Origin of the sequence: Thermobaculum terrenum ATCC BAA-798, from assembly GCF_000025005.1 — a bacterium.
Lineage (GTDB): Bacteria > Chloroflexota > Chloroflexia > Thermobaculales > Thermobaculaceae > Thermobaculum > Thermobaculum terrenum.
The window spans coordinates 311,298-334,564 of the sequence record NC_013525.1 but is presented as its reverse complement, the minus strand read 5'-3'; the positions used below and the strand labels follow the sequence as shown (position 1 = coordinate 334,564).

Genomic DNA, 23,267 nt, shown 5'->3' with positions numbered 1-23,267 from the left:
TTAGGCTAATAATTAGCGTCAAGCTCGCAAGTATCCACAACTCGGAGGAAAAGCTTATGCATCAGAAGCACGGAATCAGCCGAAGGAAGTTCCTGAGATTATCAGCAATGGCGGCAGGAGGTGTGGTTCTAGCTGCATGTGGAGGAAGCACGGCTACCAACACACCATCCGCAAGTCAGCCTGCAGCCTCTCCTACCATGGGAGCTAGTCCACAGCCAAGCACACCAGGAGCTTCACCAACGGCTGCTATGAGTCCACAGCCAAGCGCCCCCAGCGCTTCACCAACGGCAGCTGCAAGTCCTTCGGCTTCGGCAACTCCTGGTACATCATCAGGTGTACCAAATGTACCTTACATAGCAACCCCTGTTACCTACCAGGGAGAGTACAAGGAGGCACCCTCGCTTGCTGAACTAGTGAAGGCTGGCAAGCTACCACCTGTTGAGCAGCGACTTCCTAAGAACCCATATGTAGTGCCTCATAAGTGGGTACAGCAGGGCAAGTACGGCGGCAAGATAGAAATGCTCAACTCCAGCTCTGATGACTGGGGTACGACTCACTTCATTCAAGAGTCGATGTACGGGCATTCACCTCTGAGATACCTTAACGATGGTCTCACTATAGGTCCTGGACTAGCTGAAAGTTGGGAGTCGAATGAGGACGCCACGGTATGGACTTTCCACTTCAGAGAAGGACTAAAGTGGTCCGATGGCCATCCATGGACTGTAGATGACATCCTCTTCTGGTGGGAAGATATGGTGCTTAATGACGAGATTCCCGAGGGGCCACCAGACGATATGAGGTCTGGTAAGGGCACCATAGGTAAAATGAAGAAGATCGATGACTATACTCTACAGCTGATCTTCGACGCACCGGCACCTGTTACACCTGAGCGTCTGGCTGCTTGGGTTAACCGAGGCATAGGTCCTACCTGGATGGCACCAAAGCATTATGCAAAGCAGTTCCACAAGAAATACAACCCCAATGTTAAGAAGAACTGGACCGAGGATTTTGCTTTCCCATGGGGCAAGGCTGTGGACTTTACAGCCAATCCAGATTGTCCAACCATGACGGGATGGAAGCTCAAGGAGTATAAGAAGGGTCAGTATTCCATCTGGGAGCGTAATCCCTACTACTGGTGTATAGATAAATGGGGCAACCAGCTGCCTTATATAGATAATCTAATCATGAGAAATATCCTAGATCCTGAAGTGCTCAAGCTGAAGTTCACTCAGGGAGCAGCTGATTTCGTGCATGGAGGATTTGAGCCTATATCGCCAGCAGACTATGCCCTTTTGAAGCAGTCTGAACAGAAGGGCGATTATCAAATGATATTCTGGGATTCTGGCTCTGGTACGGGATCGATCTTCTTCTTCAACCATGATTATCCCGATGCCAAGATGAGGGAGCTAATACGTAATCCCAAGTTCAAGCAGGCACTATCGCACGCTTATAACCGAGAAGCCGTAAGGAAGCTAGTCTATCTAGACACAGGCGAAGTAACTACAGGTACTCTAAGTCCCAAAGGTGTAAACTTCAATATCAACGATGAAGGCCGTAAGCTCTACGAGCAATGGAGGGATTCCTATCTGGAATATAACCCCGACAAAGCTAAGCAGATACTTGACGAGATAGGTGTGGTCGATAAAGACGGTGATGGCTGGCGTGAGATGCCAGATGGTAGCAAACTGGTAGTCTACCTAGATTATCAGGCAGACACTCCCCAGGGTGGCGAGCACATGAGGAAGAACGAGCAGCTCGCTGCTGACTGGAAGGCCGTAGGTATCAACGCCAAGCTCAACCCCATACCACCAACAGGCTGGGATGACAGATGGAACTCCGGCAAGCTGATGAGCACTACTACCTGGGAGGTGGGAGACAACAGCATACTCATATATCCAGGATGGGTTGTACCTGTGGAGCCCGCTCACTGGGCACCTCTACATGGGGCGTTCTTCCAGGTGATTGGAACACCCAAGCAGAACCAACAGAAGAACATAAATCCTTGGAAGCGCAATCCACCCAGAATAGGACCCTTTGATAAGGAGTTCTTCGAGCCGGTCAAGACCCTGTGGGATCTATACAACAAGGCCCGAGTAGAGGTCGACCGCATGAAGAGGATCTCACTAGAGTGGCAGATAATGAAGCTTCACATAGAACAGGGCCCGTTCTTCCTGGGAGTGGTGGCCAACTGGCCGAGAGTCGAGCTGGTCAAGAACGGCTTGAAGAACGTTCCCAGAAGAGAGGATTTAACGCTCCATGGCTGGGTCAACCCCTGGATCCATCCTACACCGGCGGTATATGACCCAGAGACTTGGTACTGGGAGAACCCCGAGCAGCATCAAATGCAGTCCTAAACTTCCAGGATCCGCTGCAGGGGGCAGTTTCCTGCCCCCTGCATTTTTATCCAGTGTTCTGTAGACCTGCAGCTATGCCGTTGATAGAGAGGAATACTGCTTGCAGTATACTCTCGCGTTCCTTTTTATGATCCTTAGTATCAGGAATTGTTCGCAACTTGCGTAGTAGAGCTACCTGTATGTAGCTTATTGGATCTACATAAGGATTCCTGAGCATGATAGATCTCTGAAGCACTGGCGCATTATCGAGCAACCTGTTGAGCCCAGTTACCTTGATTACCCAGTAGACAGTTCTTTCATATTCCTGCTGTATCCTGGGCCAAACCCTATTCCATACATCCGGGTTGCTCACCAATCCCGCGTACATACTCGCTACGTGTATATCAGCTTTAGAGAGTATCATCTGAGCGTTGTCCAATGTAGACCTGAAGAATATCCACTTCTGATACATCTCCTGAAGTATCTTGAGTTTAGAATCGTCTCCAGCAATATACTTCTCTATAGCAGTCCCAAGACCATACCACCCTGGTAAGGTATGCCTGCTCTGCATCCAGGAGAAAACCCAGGGGATGGCCCTGAGCTGCTCGATATCAAAACCACTCTGCCTGCGGACGGGGCGTGAAGCTATGGGTAGCAGGCTTATCTCGCCTATAGGAGTAGCTTCGCGGAAGTATTCTACGAACTCAGGCGTCTCATACACTAGATTCCTATACTCTCTATAAGAGTAGGTGCTCAAAGTGTCTGCGGCTTCCTGCCACTCTGGTTCTATTCTGCTCTGGTTTTCTATAACGGTTGGGCTTAGGCTCACTCTGAGTAGAGCGTTCAGCACCTGCTCCAGATACCTCTTCGCGATCGCAGGATTACCATACCTGGCAAATATAACTTCACCTTGCTCGGTGAGCTTGAGCTCGCCATGTATGGTATCGGGAGGTTGCCCAAGTATGGCCATATGTGTTGGCCCTCCTCCCCTACCTATAGCACCACCTCTACCGTGGAACAACCTTAGGGTAACGCCTCTCTCAGAGCACACAGCGGCCAGACGCCTCTGAGCTTTGTAGAGCTCCCAACAGCTCGTAAAGAAGCCACCGTCCTTGTTGGAGTCCGAGTAACCTATCATAACTTCCTGGTGGTCACCCCATGCCTTGACGTTGCATCTATATATAGGGTCATCCAGGAGGTTAGCCATTATATTACCGCACTCGTTTAGGTCATGTATGCTCTCAAATAACGGGACTATCTGAAGTCTGCTCCAACCCTCAGATATCGACAGTAGACCAGTTTCTCTGGCCAGCAGCTGAATCTCAAGCAGATCAGCAGCAGATTGAGCAAAGCTTATTATGTAAGTGTCACAAGCTTCTTTTCCAATCTCTTCCTGGATGGTTCTGATAGCATCAAAGACAGCGATTGTTTCTTCGGTGGAAGGTGAAAAGTGGTGAACCTTACCTATGATAGGTCGATTGTCTCTAAGCAACTCACGCAGGAGCTCAGCTTGCTCCTCGCTACTGAGCTCCAAGTACCTGTCACATATACCTACTGAGGATAACACCTCCGCTATGGCCTGGCTGTGGCGAGAGCTATGCTGCCTCACATCTATCTTTGCAAGATGAAATCCAAATACCTCAGCAAGCCTCCGGAAGTCCTCTGCTGCGCCTAAAGCCAGTCTGTCTCCCTTGTTCTGCTTCAGGCTATTGACGATCATATCTATATCTGTATAGAACTGCTCTACACTCTCATAAGCAACATCGGGCTGAGGCCTCTGTCTAGCTTCCATAGCAGAGAGAGTATTCTTTAGCTTTTCTATCATGAGGCCTATCTTCAGGCGATACATCTCGTTCTTGTTTCTCTCCTCTATCCTTTCAGAGGCCTCGGGGAGGATCTTTCTCTCCTTCTCTATGGACTGCATGAGCTCATCGCTCACCCCAGCACGTCGAACACTCATCGAGAGATGCCTGCGAAGCCTGTCGAGCTGGGATATATAGTGCCTCAGCAATACACCTTTCTGGAGACGCGCTGTACGTATAGTTACTTCAGGTGTAACATTAGGATTGCCGTCCCTATCTCCTCCCATCCAAGTACCAAATTGAATGACAGGAGGTATCTGGAAATTCCAGTCTTTATATACCGATTTCAAGGCATCTGAGAACTCTCTGTAGACAGAGGGAAGAATCTCGAACACACTCTCCTGGAAAAAGTAGAGGCTGTTATAGACCTCGTCCAGAGGAGTAGGTCTGGTTTCTCTAAAGTCGTCTGTCTGCCAAAGAGCTGTTACTACTTCCCGCAGCCTGTCTATAACCATCTCACGTTGGGTGGGAGTCAGGAGAGCATCATCAAGCAAGGCTATGAGATTAGATATATGTCTAAGGTGCATCAAGGTCGTTCTTCGCCTGGACTCAGTAGGATGGGCAGTGAAGACAAACCTTGCCCTAAGTCTGTTTAATAGCTCCTGCAGCTGCTCATCCGATATATCCTCGTTGCGTAGATCTCTTACAGCCTCTCTAATCGAACCTTCCAGAGGCTCAGGATAACTACTAATCTCCCTTTGCCTGAGCACCCTTACCCTGTGGTTTTCTTCAGCAAGATTCACGACCAGAAAGAAGAGGTTAAAAGCTCGTATTACATCAAAGGCTGTCGCAGGATCAAGTTCGGAGGTTATTTGAACTAACTCACGATGAAGTTCCTCTGAGTACCTAGTACGCAAGGCTATAGAGGTAGTTCTGAGCTTTTCTACTATTTCAAATAATCGCCGACCGCCTTGTTCTATGAGCACCTCTCCAACTATGCTTCCAAGGAGGCGTACATCCTCACTAAGCTTGTCACCAGTGCCAGCTCTCTCTATCGCCATACCTCTACCCACCAGATATTAGTTCAAGAACCATTTTGCACTGGCGGGCTACAATAACTCAAGTACAATAGGGGCCTAATAATTGCTGTAACCGCGCCTAAAGGCGGTTGCCCATTTTCCAGATCACCAGGAGGAAGGCCATGGAAAAACTAAGAGTGGGACTTCTGGTAGGAAGAGAGAAAAGTCTAGTCAGTGCACTTTTACAGGAGATTACATCCAACTATTCACACGTAGACGTGGGAATCGCCAGGCTAGGAGCAGTAGAGCTGGGAGAAGACTGCAGATATTCCGTTATTGTTGACAGGCTTTCGCACGTCGTTCCATTTTACAAGGCCTACCTCAAGCACGCCTTAGTAAGCGGTGTCTATGTTATCAACAACCCGTTTGTATCTTCCTCAGATGATAAGTTTCATCAGGTATCTCTGGCTCATAAACTAGGTCTACTAACACCCAAAACTGTGCTACTACCCAATCACTACTTTCTAGAAAATTATTCTCCTTCTCGAGAGCTAGTAAGCCATCCGCTACCAGTTGACTGGTACGAGGTAGCAGAAGAAGTAGGACTACCCTGCATATTGAAGGACGCAGAAAAAGGTGAGTGGTCTGAGCTACATATATGCCACTCAGTAGACGAGCTTATGGAAAACTACCGACATACATCGACAAGAACAGTTATGGTACAAGAACTCATAGACTGGGATCTTTTTGTTCGTTGCCTGGTTATAGGAGAGGAAGTTATACCTATGTACTTTGACTTCCAGAAGAAGAGATATCTACCCGGCAGTCAAGGAATACCCAACGAGCTCGAAGAAAGCATTATGTCGGACTCATCTAAGATAGTCAAAGAACTTGGCTACGATATAAACTTGGTGGAATGGGCTGTATATGAGGACAAGGCCTTTCTTATAGATTGCTTCAACCCAATACCAGACATCGATCCTGATGCTATGGAAGAGTCAGATTTTAAGTGGGCTATCAAGGCACTTGCTGAGCTCCTAAATCAGCTAACTATAAAGATAGCTAATGGAGAGGCTATCTACAGGAACCCAAAGCTAGGATCCTGAGACGTATAGAGTGCTATTCACCACCAAGTCATATAATTGACCAGACATTATGCAACTGATAGAGGTGAGTAAATATGTCAAATATTAGCCGAATACAGGAAGCTACTCTTGGAGGTGGGTGCTTCTGGTGCATGGAGCCCATATTCAAGGACCTTAAGGGTGTGATAGAGGTAATCCCCGGTTACTCTGGAGGGCATGTACCTAATCCCACATACGAACAGGTATGTACTGATACAACCGGGCATGCTGAGGTCGTTAACATCAAGTTTGATCCCAACCAAATCTCATTCCGAGATCTTTTAGAGGTCTTCTTTTCGGTGCATGATCCCACTACCCTGAATAGGCAAGGCGAAGACGTGGGGACCCAATATAGGTCGATCATCCTATACCGTGATGAGGAGCAACGAAGGATCGCGCAAGAGGTTATTGAGGAGCTTACCAGGAACAAAGTGTGGCAAGACCCAATAGTGACCCAAGTTGTACCCTTCGAGGCTTTTTATCCGGCAGAAGAGTACCATTGGGACTATTTCCGCCGCAATCCTAATCAAGCCTACTGCAGGTTGGTAATAGCTCCCAAATATGAGAAGTTTCGTAAGAGATATACAGAGCTAATAAAGCAGTAGGAGTAAATTCCATGTCCTACGAAACACTTATCAGCGTACAAGAGGCAGCAAAGCACTTACATGATCCCAACTGGGTCTTTATAGATTGTCGCTACACTCTTGGAGACCCTGAAAAAGGTCTAAGGGATTACCTCCAAGCTCACATACCAGGTGCAGTATATGCACATCTGGATAAAGATCTATCTGGAAAGGTAATACCAGGCAAGACAGGACGTCACCCACTACCAGATCTAATAGATTTCGACAAGACCATGTCCCGTCTTGGCGTCTCGCAAGAATCACAGGTTGTGGCCTACGATGAGCAGACTGGTGCAATGGCAGCTGCTAGGCTCTGGTGGCTGCTTAAGTGGGCAGGGCATAACAACGTAGCAGTCCTAGATGGAGGCTTTAGAGCCTGGATCGCAAATGGCCTCCCGGTTGCCACCGGGAAGGAGAGTAGAGCTAGTACGGAGTTTCATGGTAAATACAACCATAAGCTTGTAGCCTCTGCTGATGATCTCCGCGCAACAATAGGTTCAAGGTCTTGCAAAATAGTTGATTCGAGAACACGTGATAGGTACAGGGGCGAGAACGAGACTATAGATCCAAAGGCAGGTCATATACCTACCGCGATCTCTTTACCATATACCGAAAATCTAGATACTGATGGCTTCTTCAGGCCACCTCAAATCTTGAGAGAAAGATTCGCCTCAATTGCAGAGCAATATCCTCCAGAGTCTATAGTGTTCTATTGTGGATCAGGAGTAACCGCAGCCCATAACGTACTCGCCTTTGCACACGCCGGTATGGGGATGCCAAAGCTGTATCCGGGTTCCTGGAGCGAGTGGATAACCGACGAGAGCAGACCCATAGCTACAGGTGATGAGTAAGAACACGCAAGGTAAGTCTAAATACAGCCTAGAGAGATAAACCTTTGATCGCCAACAGCCGATAGCTTAGTTCGAGTCGATATCACCATGCTTTGCAAATAATTGGGCAAACAAAAAATACCGAGCGGTAGTGTTACCGCTCGGTTTAGGTATCTAGGATTATCTTCCGGCTCCCCGACCAGGATTCGAACCTGGAACCTTGCGGTTAACAGCCGCCCGCTCTACCGTTGAGCTATCGGGGAACGTACCACGCTTGTAATATACCAAAATATGCAGACAACTGCAATTTACAATACCAGATTAGGAAACATCAGAGCCTTCGCCCGACAAAGTGCCAACTATGCCGCCCAGGCTGGACAACAATGCTGTGATGAGAAGTCCGAGAAACGTAAATGTACCGAAATAGGTGGTATCGTTACGTAGCCTTTCCAGGAAGGGTTCGAGAGACAAGCCATTCTTGATGACATCTCCTCTATAAATGGCTATAGCTATGTATGTAAGAGGCACGGATACAAGTACTCCTAATATCCAAGCAAGAAAACCCTGAATAAATCCTATAAACCTGCTGTAGGTCCCTGAGCTACGTGCCGACACGAAACCGCCAAAAAAGGTGCATAAGAGCACGATTGCCGCCAGTACCGAGGTTGATCCAAATCCTAACGCTAGAGCTAGGGTGAAGAGAAGCAGGAACAGACCAAATGCGCTTAGCAGTCCTGCCCATACTGCTCCCCACCTTACAGCATCAACCCAGGGTTCACCTCTACTTACCCCTATCCTATCGGCATTAAGAGGAGCTTTACTAGCGGAGCTGCCCGTAGGTTTCCTCGATGTGTCTATAGGCTGCGTGGTCTCTGAATATATATCTTCTTGTGACATACCTATCTCTAACTCAAAAGTTTATGACAAGCTGGATTATATCAGCATTATGATATCTGTAAAACAGCTGAACCGTTTATCTTGCTTTCCTTGAGTCTTAATAGCACATCGTTGGCTTCTTCTAGAGGATATACCTCTATCTCGGTACGTATCGGCACCCTAGGTGCAAGGTCCAGAAGCTCTATAGCGTCTTGCCTGGTTGCATTTGTAACATTCACTATAACTTTCTCTCCGCGCAGCAGCTCATAATCTAATTGAGGTATAGGTGTCATATATATACCTGCTAGAGACAGAACCCCACCTTTATCCAGCACTCCAAGGGCCTGCGGAATGATATCACCTGCCGGGGCATAAATTATGGACGACTGCATCAACACTCCAGGATCATCATTAGCAGTACCTGCCCATTCGGCACCCAGCTCCAGGGCAAGCTTTTGGTGTTCTCTACTACGGGTAAAGACAAAGACCCTCGTTCCCCAATACCTTAGCACCTGTATGGCGATATGAGCAGAAGCCCCAAAACCATATAGGCCCACTCGCTCAGCATTATCAGCCTTAGCAAGCTTTAGAGCCCTGTAACCCACAACTCCAGCACATAGTAGGGGAGCAGCTTGCAGGTCTGAATATCCATCAGGGATATGATATGTAAAGTCTTCACTTGTGACTTGATACTCAGCATAGCCGCCGTCAACATCCCAACCAGTGAACTTGCCGTTCACGCAGAGATTCTCATATCCTCTCTGGCAGTACTCACATCTACCACATGCCCAGTTAAGCCAGGGTACCCCTACTCGATCTCCAGGGGAGAAGCGTGTGACAGCCTCACCTACTTTCTCCACCACACCTACTATCTGATGGCCGGGTACAATTGGCCGCTTGTGCAAAGGTATATCACCTTCAACTATATGGAGATCAGTATGGCATACTCCACACGCCTTGACTTTTATAAGCAGATCTTTTTGGCCAATAGAAGGTTCGTCCACCTCTACAAGTTTAAGTGGGCGTCTATCGATTGATAACTGCTCGGAAAGCATTTGTGCCTTCATACCCAACCTTCCAGCAAGAAGTGAGAGCTCGGGAGCTTCTACGTGATTCTAACTCAGCAAAGCAGGATGAGGAAATCAGCTCTCGCTCGAGACCATATCCTCTTCGGTTGCCTCTATAACCAGGGGATGTGATCTGTTGAGATGGAACACACTTATTTCCCGGTAATCATTCGTAGCTTTGCTGTAGATGGTCTTGGTCTCGCGCTTGAATATACCATCATCTATAGCTATGTTGAGCATAGTAGCTATCTCTGAAACGCTTATAGGTAGTATTCCATTGTTCGCGGCATTCTCCACCATGAAGTTGAAGCTCATATAGGGACTGTTTCGCTCCAGCTCACTGATGTACCTTATTAGCTTGATGAGCATGCTTCTGCCATCTTCCTTATACGGATAGGAAGAGGCATATCCAGTATTAGCTCCGCTAGCAGATAGCTCATTGCTGGGAATACCTTTCATGTGGGTATGCACATCAACTTCCAGCTGCTCATCCGGAAGGTAAGCACGATCTATTAGACCCACATTGTAGGTCTTGATCAAGCCTCTCCTCTCAGCTTCTTTCATGAATTCTCTGAAGTTAGAGAATCCATAGTGCCTCTCATCGAAGTTTCGCATCCTGGAGAGCATAAGAAGACGAATCTGAGCGAAGACGTTTGGCTCACCCCTCCTGCGTATATCATGCATTATCTCTACTAAGGTCTTAAATGCATGTTCCAGGTCTACGTCCTCAGTGTTATCCTCACCGACCTTGTCGTATATAGGGTCGACCTCTATATCGTATGGTATAAAGTAGTCTGCCATGCTTGTGAGCTGCCAACTAGTGCTCCAGGAGCAGCCAATTACCACTACCTCTCTACCGCGCGACCTGAGAGCATTGACGAGATGGATGAAATCACCATCACCAGTCACTAGTACAAATGTATGTATATTAGGATTACTCAAGCAGAAGTCCACAGCATCCACTGTCAGCTTTACATCTACACTGTTCTTTCTGCGATTATTAGTCTTTACAGCGTCGGTTGAGGTGTATGTCCTGGTAGGTACATAGATAGGTTCTATTCCAGCTGAATAAAGATCATTAGGATCAAGCTGGTGCTGGTGCTCCTGCCAATTGGCATAAGCCCTGGCTACGACTACACGTCCAAACTTTGAAGCTGCTTCTTTGAGAGCTGTAGCATTCGGGACCCTTGAATCCTTGTTCCAAAGGCTATATTTGATGTTCTCCCAGTCTATGTAAAGAGCTACATCATTTTGGTGTAAAAACTGTGTGCCGCTACGCACACGACTATCCAAGTTATGCACTACTTCTCCCTTCCCTTTCTTGAACTCCCCTCTGCAACCTAGAAGCTATTATAACCCAATAAAGATTTTGTAACGTTTTGCGAAATCCACAATTTAGGACATCTATAATCTAAACATCAGTAGATTAGCGATTGTGGATAACTTGTGGAAATTGTGGAAAACTTTGTGGAAAATGTAGCTGAGTTGTGGAAAATACTCTGGAAAAATCCTGGATAACTTTCAGCGATATAAAAACGTGTCCCAAAAGTTATAAACATTGTGCAAAAGCTCTCCGGTTTTTCCACATATATTTCCACGGGTAACTCCGCTTATTTGGTGCATTTTGAGTTGTTTTCCACGTATCCACACTCTCTACTAAATACGTCTGCCCATCCTCTTTTCAAAATAAAAATATATTCACAACTATCTAACGTAGGTTTGTGGATATATCGGTTACAATGAGGACTCTATCAGGGGAACAGTGACTGTTATTCTGGTACCCTGTCCGGGAGCGGTCCTTACATAGAGGTTACCACCAAGCAGGTTAGCTCTCTCATACATACCCATAACTCCCATGCGACCCCGGTCGGCAAGCTCAGATATATTGGGTGGAGTTTGAAAACCTATGCCATTATCAGAAACTGTAAGCCTGCACCATGTGTCTCCAAAGGTTAGCTCTACAGCAGCTCCTGTAGCTTGAGAGTGCTTGGCAGTGTTGTTAAGGGCCTCCTGGGCTATTCTGAATAATGCTAACTCTACTTCAGGTTGTAGCCTTCTTTCCTCACCCTGGATTTTCAGCCTGGTGGTTATCTTGTATCTCTTAGCATTCTCAGAGACCAGCCACTCTAGAGCTGGTACTAGACCTAGATCGTCGAGTATGGAAGGCCTTAGATCTCGGCTGAATCTTCTCACGCTAGCAAGGGTTTGATCTGTAAGGGCCTTTAGATCCTCGATCTTTCTTTGAGCTGCTTCTGGAAGATCTCCTAGGTCTTCTCTAAGTGAGTCTATACGTCTGGAGAGAGCAATTAGAGCTTGCGCTGTATCGTCATGCAGATCTCTGGCTATTCTTCGTCTTTCTTCTTCCTGAGCAGCTATCACAGCTGCAGCGTAGCCGCTGAGCTGCTCCTCTCGCTTTTGGGATCTTCTAAGCTGCCTCTGCCTGCGAGCTATTTCCCTTTCCATCCTCTTCTTTTCAGTGATATCTCTTGCTGTACCTTGCTCGCCTCTAAATACTCCATTTTCAAACACTGGTGTACAGCTTATTTCAAGAAATACTGAGTTCCCATCTTTTCTTATGGCTTCTATCTCGCACCTGATGCTCAGCTCGTCTGCGGTCGATGGGTTTATTAGACATTCAGGTGTTATGCGCTTGGACTGAGGAGATATTAGATCCGCAAACATCTTCCCTAACAGTTCATCTGGTTGGTAACCAAGGATTGCTTTTGCGCTGCTGCTTGCGAAAGATATGCTTCCATCTGGGTTAAGCAGGAATATGAGGTCACTTGCATTTTCGGTCACCAACCTGTACTGTGCTTCAGACTTCTGTAGGTCGCTCAGGAGCCTGGCATTCTCTACAGCTAGCCCGGCTTGTTGCACGAACATCTCCAGCACTTGTATCTTCTCTAGGCTAGGTACTTTTCTATCGATGGGATCATCTACAAAGACCAGTCCCGTAAGGTTGCCATCACGATCGTAGATTGGCACAGCTAATGCATCCTTCTGATGCCACTCATCTGGACCTCTCTCTTCATCGTTGATATTTGGTAGAAAGGCCCACTGCATGCCTAGCGTCTGCTCGATATCTTCCTTGTGAGATATAAAGTAACTATTTGAGATTTGAAACCTGGGATGCATGATACGCTCGTAGAAGCTTGGAGGCCTCACAAAACTCCTTAGCTCTTGCTGCTCTTCCTCAGAGAAGCCTGCGAATGCTGCAGGTACCATCATCCCAGTGGTAGGATCCAGAAGACTAAGCTCAACTAGTCTGAAGCCAAGCGCACTACTGATAGCGTTACAGATAGCATTGAGTACTTTCTCGAGAGGAGCGTTAGCTCTGAAAGTGGCACTGATCTTCAAAAGCTCCTGCAGCTGACGCATCTTCTCTTGCAGCTGCTCTCTGCTCTGGGTAACAGTTGAACTGAGTTTCGCTTTGGCTACTGCTACTCCTATCTGGTTACCAATACTTGTGAGTAGCTCTATATCAGCAGGTTCGAATTTATTGACCTGCTTAGAGAATATATTGAGGACTCCTACGACTTTATTATCGGACCTTAATGGGATGCCCACACAGCTCTTGACTACGTCTCCGTAGCTAGATGGGCTAATCATGGAGCTTCGAGCTACGTTGTCCAGAACTATGGGTGACTCCGCCCTTATCACCCTGCTTGCCAGACCAATACCATAACTATGTCTTTCTTGCTCGGTCAGAAAAAGGTTGCTTATACCTCTACTAACTACTCTGACCAAGTCTCCTGTCTCTTCATCACGCAAGAATACTGTTCCCGCGTCAGCACCTGTTACTTCCAGGATCCAGTCCAGGGCTAAATAAAAGACCTTATCTAGGTCGGCCTCTCTGCTTATAGCAGCAGCTATAGCATTGAGGGTGAATATCTTTTGAGTGGTTTGATCTACGGTTCTAAAGTCAGGCGGAGGCTTTTCCAATGGCTCCTGGACCCTTACCCTGGCAAACCTTCTGTCCATAATATATTACTCCGAAAGGTCTATAAGCCCCAACTTGAGAGCATGCAGCACAGCTTCTGTCCTTGATGCAACACCAAATTTATTAAATATATTGCTCAAGTGTACCTGAACGGTACGGGGACTCAGATGTAATTGTTGGGCAATTGCCTTGTTGCTCTCTCCCTTTGCCGCTAACCTTAAGACATCTAGCTCCCTATCAGTTAGAACAGGGCTTGGATGTTCAGGCTGTGTACTAGGAGATGTAAACCTTGAAAGCACTTTCTTGGCTATGGAAGGCGCAAGTACAGACTCTCCATTAGCGACCGCCTTCACCGCGTTCACGACTTCATCAGCATGTGCGTCCTTCAGTATGTAACCTGCTGCCCCTGCTTGAAGGAGCGCAAACACATACTGATCATCGTCATACGCACTGAGAACAAGAACAGCTATATTTGGATGTTTTTGCTTGATAATCTTCGTGGCATCTATGCCATTTAGCTTTGGCATGCTTACATCCATCAAGATCAGGTCTGGTTGGAGCTTTTGGGCAAGCTCTACAGCCTCCTCGCCATTTGAAGCCTCCCCTATTACCCTTATACCTCGCTTCTCGAGGAGCTCCTTTGTTCCTTCCCTCACGAGAGCATGATCCTCAGCTATCACTACACGGATAGCCTCTGTCCCGCTAACCTGCTCTTCCTGCATTCTGCTTTTACCTCTTTGGAAATCTAATTGCTTATAATACCGCTTTCTTTACCTCCTGTATGATACCCTGTGCATGTATAGCCGATATTTTATTTGCAGGAGTTCAGTAGATGGAAGAGATTGCTCCAAGTATAGCTAGATATCTGGATGCCCTCGTGCCGGAGAGAACCGGTGATATGGTGATCATGGAAGATTATGCTAAAGCCCATGGCTTTCCGATCATTGGCCCATCAGCAGGATATTTTTGTTACCTTATGACCAGGGTGATGGGTGCTAGAAAGGTTTTTGAGTTAGGTTCTGGTTACGGGTACTCCACCGCTTGGTTCGCAAGGGGTGTGCACGAGAATGGTGGTGGGGTGGTTCACCACACCGTTTGGGACTCAAACTTGTCAAATATGGCGCGCTTACATCTAAAGAATATGGGATACGAGAACATAGTTGTCTACCATATAGGGGAAGCGGTTGAGACCCTTAGAAATACGGACGATACTTTCGATATAGTGTTCAATGATATAGATAAGTCTGCTTACCCTGATTCTCTGCCCGTAATCAAAAGCAAGCTGAAGAAAGGTGGCATGCTCATAGTAGATAACATCCTCTGGCATGGGAGGATACTAGATCCTTCCGAAAGGTCTAGAGACACCGAGGCTATAAGAGTTATGATCGATATGGTCAGAAATGATCCAGAGTGGATCTATAGCATAGTACCTCTAAGAGATGGTCTTTTACTTGCTTACAAGCAGTGATATTTCTGGAGGAGATTAAATTATGGGTGAGATGGTTACCTTTCCAAGCAATGGCACTACTGCTGAGGGTTATCTTGCCAAGCCAGATACTGACAAAGCCCCGGGTGTGTTAGTAATACAGGAATGGTGGGGGCTGAACGACAATATCAAGAGCATATGTGAAAGGTTTGCTTCGGAAGGGTTCCTGGCACTAGCCCCAGACCTCTATCATGGACGAGCAACTACCGAGCCAGATGAAGCCAGGAAGCTTGCTATGTCTCTTCAAATGGAGACAGCAGCCAAAGACATGAGTGGTGCAGTGGATTATCTTAGGGAGCATGCTGGGTATACATCTGTGGGAGCAGTGGGCTACTGTATGGGCGGAGGACTTGCTCTGTTCATAGCTGCTCTTAGAGGTGATGTGGTCAAGGCAGTGGTGCCTTTCTACGGTTTAGTGCCTCCGTCTGCGCCTCCTGTGGACTGGAGCAAGCTGCAGGCCTCGGTGCTCGGCCACTATGCGGAGTTGGATCAAGGCATAACCGTAGAAAGGGTAAGAGAATTTGAGAATCAGCTGAAGTCCTTGGGTAAAGAAGTTGAGATCCATATATACCAGGGAGCACAGCATGGCTTTTGTAACGACACTAGACCACAGGTATACAACAGGGAAGCCTGTGAGCTAGCTTGGCAGAGAACTATTGCCTTTCTGCGTAAGAAGTTGGTTAGCTAGATTTTTCCAGCCTAATCGCTGTACATCGATAGGATAATTGTGCCTATTGACTGATATAATTTTATAGCTATAGATAAACATAACTTACTACTTGATTCCTGATCTTCCGAGGACAAAGAAAGCATGTATACTACGGCAGAGCCTGTGGAGAGGCTCATAGAGGAATTCTCCAAATTACCAGGAATAGGACCGAAAACAGCTTCCCGGCTTACTTATTGGCTGCTGAGGAGTAGCAAAGAGCAGGCTGAGTCTTTGGCCGATGCTATTAGGGAGCTAAAAGAAAAGACTACCCTATGCTCAGAGTGCTTCAACATTACAGATGTGGATCCATGCAGGATCTGCTCTAGCGAATCAAGGGATCGATCTGTTATATGCGTTGTCGAAGAACCCTTGGATGTCAGAGCTATAGAGAACACTAATGAGTATAAAGGTTTGTACCATGTACTGCATGGATTACTTTCACCTTTGGATGGGATCACTCCTGACAAACTAAAGCTACAGGAATTGAAGGATAGAGTTGCCCGTGGAGGAGTGAAGGAGGTTATAATCGCGACTAATCCTACACTTGAAGGCTCCAACACGGCTTTCTATATAGCTCGCCTTCTGAAGAACCTGAACGTGAAGATAACTAGACTTGCTTATGGTCTTCCAGTTGGTGGAGATCTTGAATACGCTGACGAAGTAACGCTCAGCAGGGCCCTACAGGGTAGGCAGTCCATATAGGAAGGAATTTTGTGATAAATACGTCTCTCAGCGACTTGGCGCGTGCTGTATCCGATGCGGCCTCGCTCAAGGAAGGCCCTGATGCGGTAATTAGGCTCCTGCAGGTAGTCGCTGCACGTGGCCCTATCAGTGCTAAAGAGCTCTCTCAGTCCATCGGCCTTCCAATTCCGGTGTTGGCCGCTGTAAGGCGTGAACTTGAATCCAGAGGAATTTTGGAGCGTAAAGGCGGTATAGTACTAACGGATAATGGAAAGCGCCTACTAGAAGGACAAACCTACAGATTCCTTGGTGTTTGCGAAGCATGTTCTGGTGCTGGACTGCTGATACCGGACGAACTCTCCCCATTGCTCGATAAGCTGCGTTTATATCGGGCAAATAGACCTCAAGTCGACGTCAGCTTAGATCAAAGCTTTATATTGCCTGAATATAACCTTAGAAGGTGTCTGTTCGCACTCAACCACGGACTACTTGCTGGAAGGAGGGTGCTCTTTATAGGAGATGATGATGCTGGCTCACTATGTGTAGGTCTGCTGGCAGCTTATCTAGGTTTTCATGTGGATCTAACCGTTCTTGATATTGATCATAGAATATTGAGCTATGTTCAAACCGCATGTGATGAGGAGGGAATAGAGGTCAAACTGCTTGATCATGACGCCAGAGATCCTCTCCCCACATATATTTCTTCTACATTCGACACGGTCTTTATTGATCCTCCATACACACTTACAGGATTGGAACTTTTCCTGTCACGAGCCGTTGATGCCTTGGTCAAGCAGGAAGGATCTGCAGTGGTTCTATCTTTTGGTCGTAAGCCTCCGTCTGAATCGGTCCAAATCATGGAAAAGATCTGCAATATGCACTTATACGTCTCAGATGTGAGGCCAAGTTTCAATCGGTACGAAGGTGCCAGCGTTTTAGCTGGCGCAAGCGATATCTACTTACTTAGAGCTACTCACATCTCAAAGCCTACAATTAAGGGAAGATATACTAGAGAGATCTATACCGGAGATGTGAGACCTAAGGTACGCACTTATATTTGTACGAAGTGTGGCTCATCATATAAGATTGCTCCTGGCGAAAAATGGCAAACTATAGAAGCATTGAAAGCAGAAGGTTGCCCTAGATGCGGCAACAGATCTTTCAGGCGCCAGAGCAGTACACTTAGTGGGTGATGCTAACATATGTCCTTCCGGCATATACTATATGATCTCTGGGTAGAAGATCCCTCTATACTGGAACGTACCAAGCCTTTAGAGCAGATAATGCTCGAGGCTGCGCGTTGCAGTGGTGCCACAATACTTCATTCGTACTTCCACCAGTTTGATCCTCATGGCGTGTCTGGTGTTGTGCTGATCGCTCAATCTCACCTCTCCATCCACACCTGGTCTGAGGAAAAATATGCTGCTATCGATGTCTTCACATACCAGGGTATGAATCCCGAGCTAGCTATAAGCTATATAAGAGAGAAGCTGCGACCTACCAGAGAGAGAATAACGGATCTTAGCCGAGGGGGAACACTGTTATAGCTTCAACGTAATCCCGTACTAGGATGACTAACAATCCTATGTAAGCTATAAGCAAGCCCTTGGGTTATTCATTCTCTTCTGCACTGGCAGGTTTGTTGATCAGCAACAGCAACAATAGCACAAATGGTAGAAGCATGAGTATTGGGAATAATACCCATCTTGGGTTGAACCCACCGCCTGAGGTATTTACGCTCGTGGCTTCTATTCTCACGGGATTACCACTTGCGTCGAGAGTAACAACTACGGAATCTCCTGCGTTGAGCTGACTTACTGTAACGGTCTGGCCATTCTTAGTTATCTGTAGGTTGCCGGTGCTAGTTGAGAAGTTGTACGTTTTGCCATCGTCGCCTGATACATTTATGCTATTGTTCCCCACTGATGTGATCGTACCAGTAACTATCCTTTCCGTGGGGGTAGGGGTAGCTGAGACCGATGTTGGGCTTACAGTGGGGCTGGCCACAACCGTAGGTTGCGCGACCTGAGTAGGTGTGGAGGTCCAAACTATAATGCTCAGGACCTTGCCACTTTTATCCCTTTGTACAGATATATTTTCTGTTGCCTGTAGCTCAGAAAGGGTCGAAGGCTTACCATTGCGCACGATAGGTATATCTTCAGAGACAGGTATTGTTACCAACCTGTTACCTACATTGATAGTGACATCAGTGTCCGATACAGCGGCGATGGTGCCCCTTATGGAGTTGCCGCCCGATTGGGGAGTCAAGCTAACTGTTGCGGTAGGCTGAGGCGTTGCTTGATCCTGTGCAATTGCCTGCATAGAGGCTTGCACAAGGGTAAGCAAAGATATAAAGGTTACAAGAAGTAATACAGGTACAAACTTCCTTACCAAATAATATACCTCTCAGAATAGATTTAAAGATCACCTTAAAGCTTATTGGCTAATATACTCGAGATGTCAAGCTTACCTTGTAAGAACCCGTATCCATAAGGATTTTGAGTAGTACCCTGGCTTCAGAGTCCTTATTCTCTGATTACCGAGCGTGATCATATATATGCCCTTAGCCCTATTTCTGTAGGTTCTGGTCGCTATTAGATGCTTACCATCAGGAGCCCATGCTGGCTCAGTATAGCCTATACCTGATCGTATATCTCCAAAGATCTCTCTATTACCAGTAGAGACGTCTAAGACAGCCAATTGATCTAGCCCAGAAGGTGTAAGTACTTCATATGCGAGCTTATGACTATTGGGACCCCATACTAGATGCTCAAAGCTTGATTCTGGGGCGAAATCCTCAACATGAATATTATTCTTATCTGGCTTATGTAGATCCAAGGTAATTAGGAGAGCAGTTGACCCATAGGCACTTATGGCTAGTCTTGAGCCATCATAGCTGATAGAAGGATGACGCAATAAATTGAGCTTCGTCGCAAAAGGTACTCCGTATTGCGATAGATCCTTAGGTAGATCTTTGATGGCTACAACCTCTTTGAAAGCTCGACTAGCTAGTGAGTATGACATTATCTTGTTGCCTTGTCTGGATCCGAGAGTTGCAAAGAATAATTGAGGCTTTCTTGGGTCCCATGCGGGATCAATCCCAGGTCCAACTCTTATTGTGCTACCGCGAACTATATCTTTTATGTAAATCAGACTTCTGTCTAGATAAAGTTCTAGCTTTTTGTCATGATTACTATCTCTAGTAACGGTATAAGCTAGGTACCTTCCGTCTTGGCTCCACGCAGCTTGTATAACATTATCAGAGACTATTTCCTTAGATTTATGAGTCTCCAGGTTTATCAAGAGCAGTCCTGTGCTTTTGCTCTTCGATGGTTGTATACAAGTTAGATCTTGAGTTCTGGGATTTAACAACAGTTCTCTACATGTGAGATTTAGAAATACCTCTGCACTACCTCGGGATGGATCCATCTTCCAGATAGCTTTATCAGATTGAAATAACACTAGATCTCGGCGCTTAACTCGCTGCTGTTGACCCGCTTTTGGGGTGACTGTTGGTACTGGAGTAATCCCACGAGGAGAACTGTTTGTGGGTTCAGGATGTTTCGTGCCTCTTTGATAAGAGGTTTGTGTAGGTTGTACCGCTTGCTTGCTGGTATTTCGACCCGTGGTACCCCACGAGCAAGAAGTCAAGAAAACAAATAGCACCATAAAAGTAATTAGCTTCTTCATAGCATTAGATGCTAAAGGGCTGTACACACAGGGTCAATGGTGTATTAGTGAAAGAAAAAGATTATTTATTCCCAGAATTTTATATTTTCTTTATAAACGAACCTGTGTTCATGAGAACTAGAGTGCTATTATCAGATAGCTATGTTTTGAGGAGTTAGATATGTACGAGAGAAATCCCTTCTCATATAACAAAGCCAAGTTCCAAGCAAATCTTATCGAAGACTTGCTGGTGTCCCCTGAAGATTTGTGTAGGGTACTGGAGGCAGTTAACTGGACCATGGTAAGGCTATTAATTTGTGAACACACCAGCAAAGGGTATATAAGGGTAAGATGTATCTATAAGTAAATTCTAGATCAACCTTGTCTCAAGCTTGTAAGGCACAAAGACAAGCGTGCCTTTTATATTTAGCTTTTATATTTAGGAAGTAAGGCTAGTATGTTGACTCCAGCTTTATCTTAGAGTAGAAGGAAGTATGCCAAGCTCAGCCCTATATTTGGCCACTGTTCTTCGCGCTACTCTTATTCCTCTCTCACGTAGCTTATCGCATATTTGTCGATCGGTCAGAGCTTTATCCTCGCTCATTATGATCTCTTTGATCACGTCTTTGATGCTAAGTGAAGCGGTAAAGAAGTCTGAAAAAGGTATAACTTTCCTGTTAGGCAACATTACATATTTGCCAGCAGTGGCGCGGCTGACTGTGCTCTCATGTACCCCTATGTAGTCTGCGAGCATAGCTCTAGTTAGAGGCTTTAGATGTCTGACTCCATATCTTATAAAATCCTCTTGCAGCTCGACCAGAGCGGAGGCTATTTTGTATATAGTCTTGCGGCGCTGGTTTACGTTCGAAATAAACATCTTCGTACGCGAGATGTACTCCTTGATATGAGTTCTCTCGTTCTCCGAATAAGAGTTCGGATGTGCTTCCAGGTCTTTTGCGATCTGCTGGTATGCTGGACTTAACCGAAGCTCGAACTGCCTACCCTCGACCACTTCTACCTCTAGCTTGCCTTCTCTCTCAAATATGATGACATCAGGAGAGATGTAAGTGGACCTGGAGGGGCTTTTCCATGTACGTCCAACTGCAGGATCAAGTGAAGGATAAGGAGATAGTTTCTGCTTAATGAACTGCCTAGCTTCAGCTACTTTTTCAGGAGAGGTCTTCAGCTTCCTAGCTATGTAGCCGTATTTATGACTCCCCAGCTCTTCGATATAGTTCTCTAGGATGGCTCTTACGTACTCGGGTATGATTTCTCCCTCTTGCTCCAGATATCTCAGCTGGAGCAGTAGACATTCTTGAAGATTCCTTGCACCTACACCCGCGGGTGCTATCTCCTGTAATCTCTGTAGTACCCATTCTACCCTCTGCACATCCCTCCCCAGCTCACGAGCTATAGCATCCAGCGGTTGCCTAAGGTAACCATTCTCATCCAGGGACTCTATTAGGTAGTCAGCTATCTCGTAGTCTTCTTCAGGGAGTATTGAATGTAGATCCGACCTCAGTGATTCATGAAAATCCTGCTCGGATGCCACTATGGACATGGGGTCAAAGTCATCTTCATCATCAGATACTAACGAACGCGATGTTGCTGAGTAGCTTTCATAGTACAGAGAATCCAGATCCTCGTTGACGGTATCAGTATGATCTGTTTTAGAGTCTTCCCGAGAACAGTTCTCGCATTTGCCACCTACCATGACTTCGCCACAAAAGGGGCAAGTTTCGTGGTCCACTAGCTCGAGAGCAGGATTCTGGCTTAGCTCGTTTAGTATCGTCTGTCGCAGCTCTGGTAGGGACAAACTAAGTATGTAGTTTGCCTCTATCAGCGAGGGAGAAGCTTTTATAGTCATCTCTTGCGCTTGATTTTGTTCCTGCGACATCTGCATATCCATAAAAATCTCCTCCCTCAGATCTGTCGGTATTCAACTTAGGTCGTGTGGATTATATCATTGCTTGTAATTTTGTACAACATCGATGGCATCATTATTGCTGTGACCTTCGAACTTGATAGAAGGTGGTGGTGATGAAGACTTCTGAGAAGTTGTGGATATACAGCTTAGTAGAGGCGATGCCGGTAGCGTTGTTGGTCTTTGATCGTGATGCAAATCTTCTGGCTGCATCTCCCAAGGCCCGTGCGATGCTGCTACCCATTAGCAAAGGTGATAATCATAACGGCTCATTAGAAAATCCTGCTCTACCGGCGAGCATCCGCGAGTCTTTGTATAGGGTTCTGAAGGGGTACTCGCGTTCTGAGAGTGGACATGCAACCATTGCAAATACACGCATCGAGTTCACGGTTGCTGACATAGGAGACGTAGTGAGTGTAGCCTTTAGTGACCCCTCTCCAGGATACGATGAAAATATTGATTATCTATCCATAGCTGCTCATGAACTCAAGACTCCTCTAACCGCTATTAAAGGAGGCACACAGCTTCTGGAGAGGACACTGCTGAGAAATGGCGACCTGAGCGATAGAGAATCGAAGTTACTGGGCATGATAATCTCGCAGGTTAACAGATTATCCTATATGGTTGATAGTCTGTTAGATACCTCTAGATTAGCTTCAGGCAGGATAAAGCTTACCAAAAGCGATCATGACCTACGTATGATAGTACAGGAAGCTGTGGAAGAAGTAAGGTCATCGATTCCTGGTCGAAACATAGACATAAAGATGCCTTCACACGAGCTGCGTGCAAACATAGATCCTGTAAGACTGTCTCAGGTGATCGAGAATATCTTACGCAATGCTGTAGAGAACTCAGATCCAGACAAAGCAGTGCTAGTGGAAGCATATGAGGATATGGATGATATATACCTGACGGTTACTGATTATGGCAAAGGTATACAGCCTAAGGACAGCCCTCATATATTCGAGAAATTTTACAGGGGAGCCGAATGTAGCGGAGGGCTCGGTCTAGGCCTCTATATATCTTCAGAGCTCGTAAAGCTTCACGGCGGGCGTATATGGTTTGAGTCAGAGCCAGGTTATGGTACCACTTTTTACATAGCTATCCCGGCCAGGTAATTCGGCAAATATTCCTCAACTTGAGCGATAGACAACCCATTGAGATGGGATTATCATACCCTCAGA

Annotated in this window: 19 protein-coding genes and 1 tRNA gene; 10 read left to right on the top strand and 10 right to left on the bottom strand. The window is 46.4% G+C overall.

Annotation, left to right across the window (positions count from 1 at the left end; genetic code table 11):
* Positions 1-56 precede the first annotated feature (56 nt).
* On the top strand, positions 57-2,354 hold the full coding sequence (locus TTER_RS01540) for an ABC transporter substrate-binding protein (RefSeq protein ID WP_012874266.1): 2,298 nt from the start codon (positions 57-59) through the stop codon (positions 2,352-2,354).
* 46 nt (positions 2,355-2,400) lie between these two features.
* Here TTER_RS01540 and ppc read toward each other — a convergent pair whose 3' ends face one another.
* Complete coding sequence (ppc, locus tag TTER_RS01535) at positions 2,401-5,196, bottom strand: phosphoenolpyruvate carboxylase (RefSeq protein ID WP_012874265.1); 2,796 nt, start codon at positions 5,194-5,196, stop codon at positions 2,401-2,403.
* A gap of 140 nt (positions 5,197-5,336) precedes the next feature.
* Here ppc and TTER_RS01530 point away from each other — a divergent pair, with 140 nt between their 5' ends.
* From TTER_RS01530 to TTER_RS01520, 3 genes are all read left to right on the top strand, one after another.
* Positions 5,337-6,260: an ATP-grasp domain-containing protein gene (locus TTER_RS01530; RefSeq protein ID WP_012874264.1), complete on the top strand. Its 924-nt coding sequence runs from the start codon at positions 5,337-5,339 to the stop codon at positions 6,258-6,260.
* A gap of 74 nt (positions 6,261-6,334) precedes the next feature.
* Complete coding sequence (gene msrA / locus TTER_RS01525) at positions 6,335-6,883, top strand: peptide-methionine (S)-S-oxide reductase MsrA (protein ID WP_012874263.1); 549 nt, start codon at positions 6,335-6,337, stop codon at positions 6,881-6,883.
* A gap of 11 nt (positions 6,884-6,894) precedes the next feature.
* The gene (locus TTER_RS01520; protein ID WP_012874262.1) at positions 6,895-7,752 is read left to right on the top strand and encodes a sulfurtransferase; all 858 of its coding nucleotides are present in this window, start codon (positions 6,895-6,897) and stop codon (positions 7,750-7,752) included.
* A 170-nt stretch (positions 7,753-7,922) separates the two neighbouring features.
* On the opposite strand, the gene TTER_RS01515 is transcribed toward TTER_RS01520, so the two are convergent.
* The 6 genes from TTER_RS01515 to TTER_RS01490 all read right to left on the bottom strand — a co-directional run bounded on the left by TTER_RS01515 (position 7,923) and on the right by TTER_RS01490 (position 14,336).
* Positions 7,923-7,994 (bottom strand) — tRNA-Asn (locus TTER_RS01515).
* A gap of 58 nt (positions 7,995-8,052) precedes the next feature.
* Positions 8,053-8,628, bottom strand: coding sequence for a hypothetical protein (locus TTER_RS01510; RefSeq protein ID WP_012874261.1), 576 nt, complete (start codon positions 8,626-8,628; stop codon positions 8,053-8,055).
* Positions 8,629-8,675: 47 nt separating this feature from the next.
* Positions 8,676-9,674: a zinc-dependent alcohol dehydrogenase family protein gene (locus TTER_RS01505; RefSeq protein ID WP_012874260.1), complete on the bottom strand. Its 999-nt coding sequence runs from the start codon at positions 9,672-9,674 to the stop codon at positions 8,676-8,678.
* 75 nt (positions 9,675-9,749) lie between these two features.
* Positions 9,750-10,976: an NYN domain-containing protein gene (locus TTER_RS01500; protein ID WP_012874259.1), complete on the bottom strand. Its 1,227-nt coding sequence runs from the start codon at positions 10,974-10,976 to the stop codon at positions 9,750-9,752.
* Positions 10,977-11,408: 432 nt separating this feature from the next.
* On the bottom strand, positions 11,409-13,655 hold the full coding sequence (locus tag TTER_RS01495) for a GAF domain-containing protein (RefSeq protein WP_012874258.1): 2,247 nt from the start codon (positions 13,653-13,655) through the stop codon (positions 11,409-11,411).
* 6 nt (positions 13,656-13,661) lie between these two features.
* A complete protein-coding gene (locus tag TTER_RS01490; RefSeq protein ID WP_012874257.1) occupies positions 13,662-14,336 on the bottom strand; it encodes a response regulator in 675 nt (224 codons plus the stop codon).
* Positions 14,337-14,446: 110 nt separating this feature from the next.
* On the opposite strand from TTER_RS01490, the gene TTER_RS01485 reads away from it, so the two are divergent.
* From TTER_RS01485 to speD, 5 genes are all read left to right on the top strand, one after another.
* Positions 14,447-15,082, top strand: coding sequence for an O-methyltransferase (locus TTER_RS01485; RefSeq protein WP_012874256.1), 636 nt, complete (start codon positions 14,447-14,449; stop codon positions 15,080-15,082).
* Positions 15,083-15,104: 22 nt separating this feature from the next.
* Positions 15,105-15,788, top strand: a complete 684-nt coding sequence (locus tag TTER_RS01480) for a dienelactone hydrolase family protein (protein WP_012874255.1) — start codon at positions 15,105-15,107, stop codon at positions 15,786-15,788.
* A 123-nt stretch (positions 15,789-15,911) separates the two neighbouring features.
* Entirely contained in the window at positions 15,912-16,511 is a 600-nt protein-coding gene (gene recR, locus TTER_RS01475) for a recombination mediator RecR (protein WP_012874254.1), read from the top strand.
* Between the two features lie 11 nt (positions 16,512-16,522).
* Positions 16,523-17,683 (top strand): bis-aminopropyl spermidine synthase family protein, encoded by a 1,161-nt coding sequence (locus TTER_RS01470; RefSeq protein ID WP_012874253.1) that lies wholly within the window; start codon positions 16,523-16,525, stop codon positions 17,681-17,683.
* A 9-nt stretch (positions 17,684-17,692) separates the two neighbouring features.
* Positions 17,693-18,037 carry an adenosylmethionine decarboxylase gene (speD, locus tag TTER_RS01465; protein WP_012874252.1) on the top strand — a complete coding sequence of 115 codons (345 nt, stop codon included), beginning with the start codon at positions 17,693-17,695 and terminating at the stop codon, positions 18,035-18,037.
* Positions 18,038-18,101: 64 nt separating this feature from the next.
* Here the strand turns inward: speD and TTER_RS01460 are convergent, their stop codons facing one another.
* The 3 genes from TTER_RS01460 to rpoN form a co-directional block, all read right to left on the bottom strand.
* Positions 18,102-18,884 (bottom strand): hypothetical protein, encoded by a 783-nt coding sequence (locus tag TTER_RS01460; RefSeq protein ID WP_012874251.1) that lies wholly within the window; start codon positions 18,882-18,884, stop codon positions 18,102-18,104.
* A 72-nt stretch (positions 18,885-18,956) separates the two neighbouring features.
* Positions 18,957-19,793 carry a TolB family protein gene (locus tag TTER_RS01455; protein WP_169302600.1) on the bottom strand — a complete coding sequence of 279 codons (837 nt, stop codon included), beginning with the start codon at positions 19,791-19,793 and terminating at the stop codon, positions 18,957-18,959.
* Between the two features lie 838 nt (positions 19,794-20,631).
* Entirely contained in the window at positions 20,632-22,068 is a 1,437-nt protein-coding gene (gene rpoN, locus TTER_RS01445) for an RNA polymerase factor sigma-54 (RefSeq protein WP_012874248.1), read from the bottom strand.
* Between the two features lie 131 nt (positions 22,069-22,199).
* On the opposite strand from rpoN, the gene TTER_RS01440 reads away from it, so the two are divergent.
* Positions 22,200-23,201 (top strand): sensor histidine kinase, encoded by a 1,002-nt coding sequence (locus TTER_RS01440; RefSeq protein ID WP_012874247.1) that lies wholly within the window; start codon positions 22,200-22,202, stop codon positions 23,199-23,201.
* Positions 23,202-23,267 lie beyond the last annotated feature (66 nt).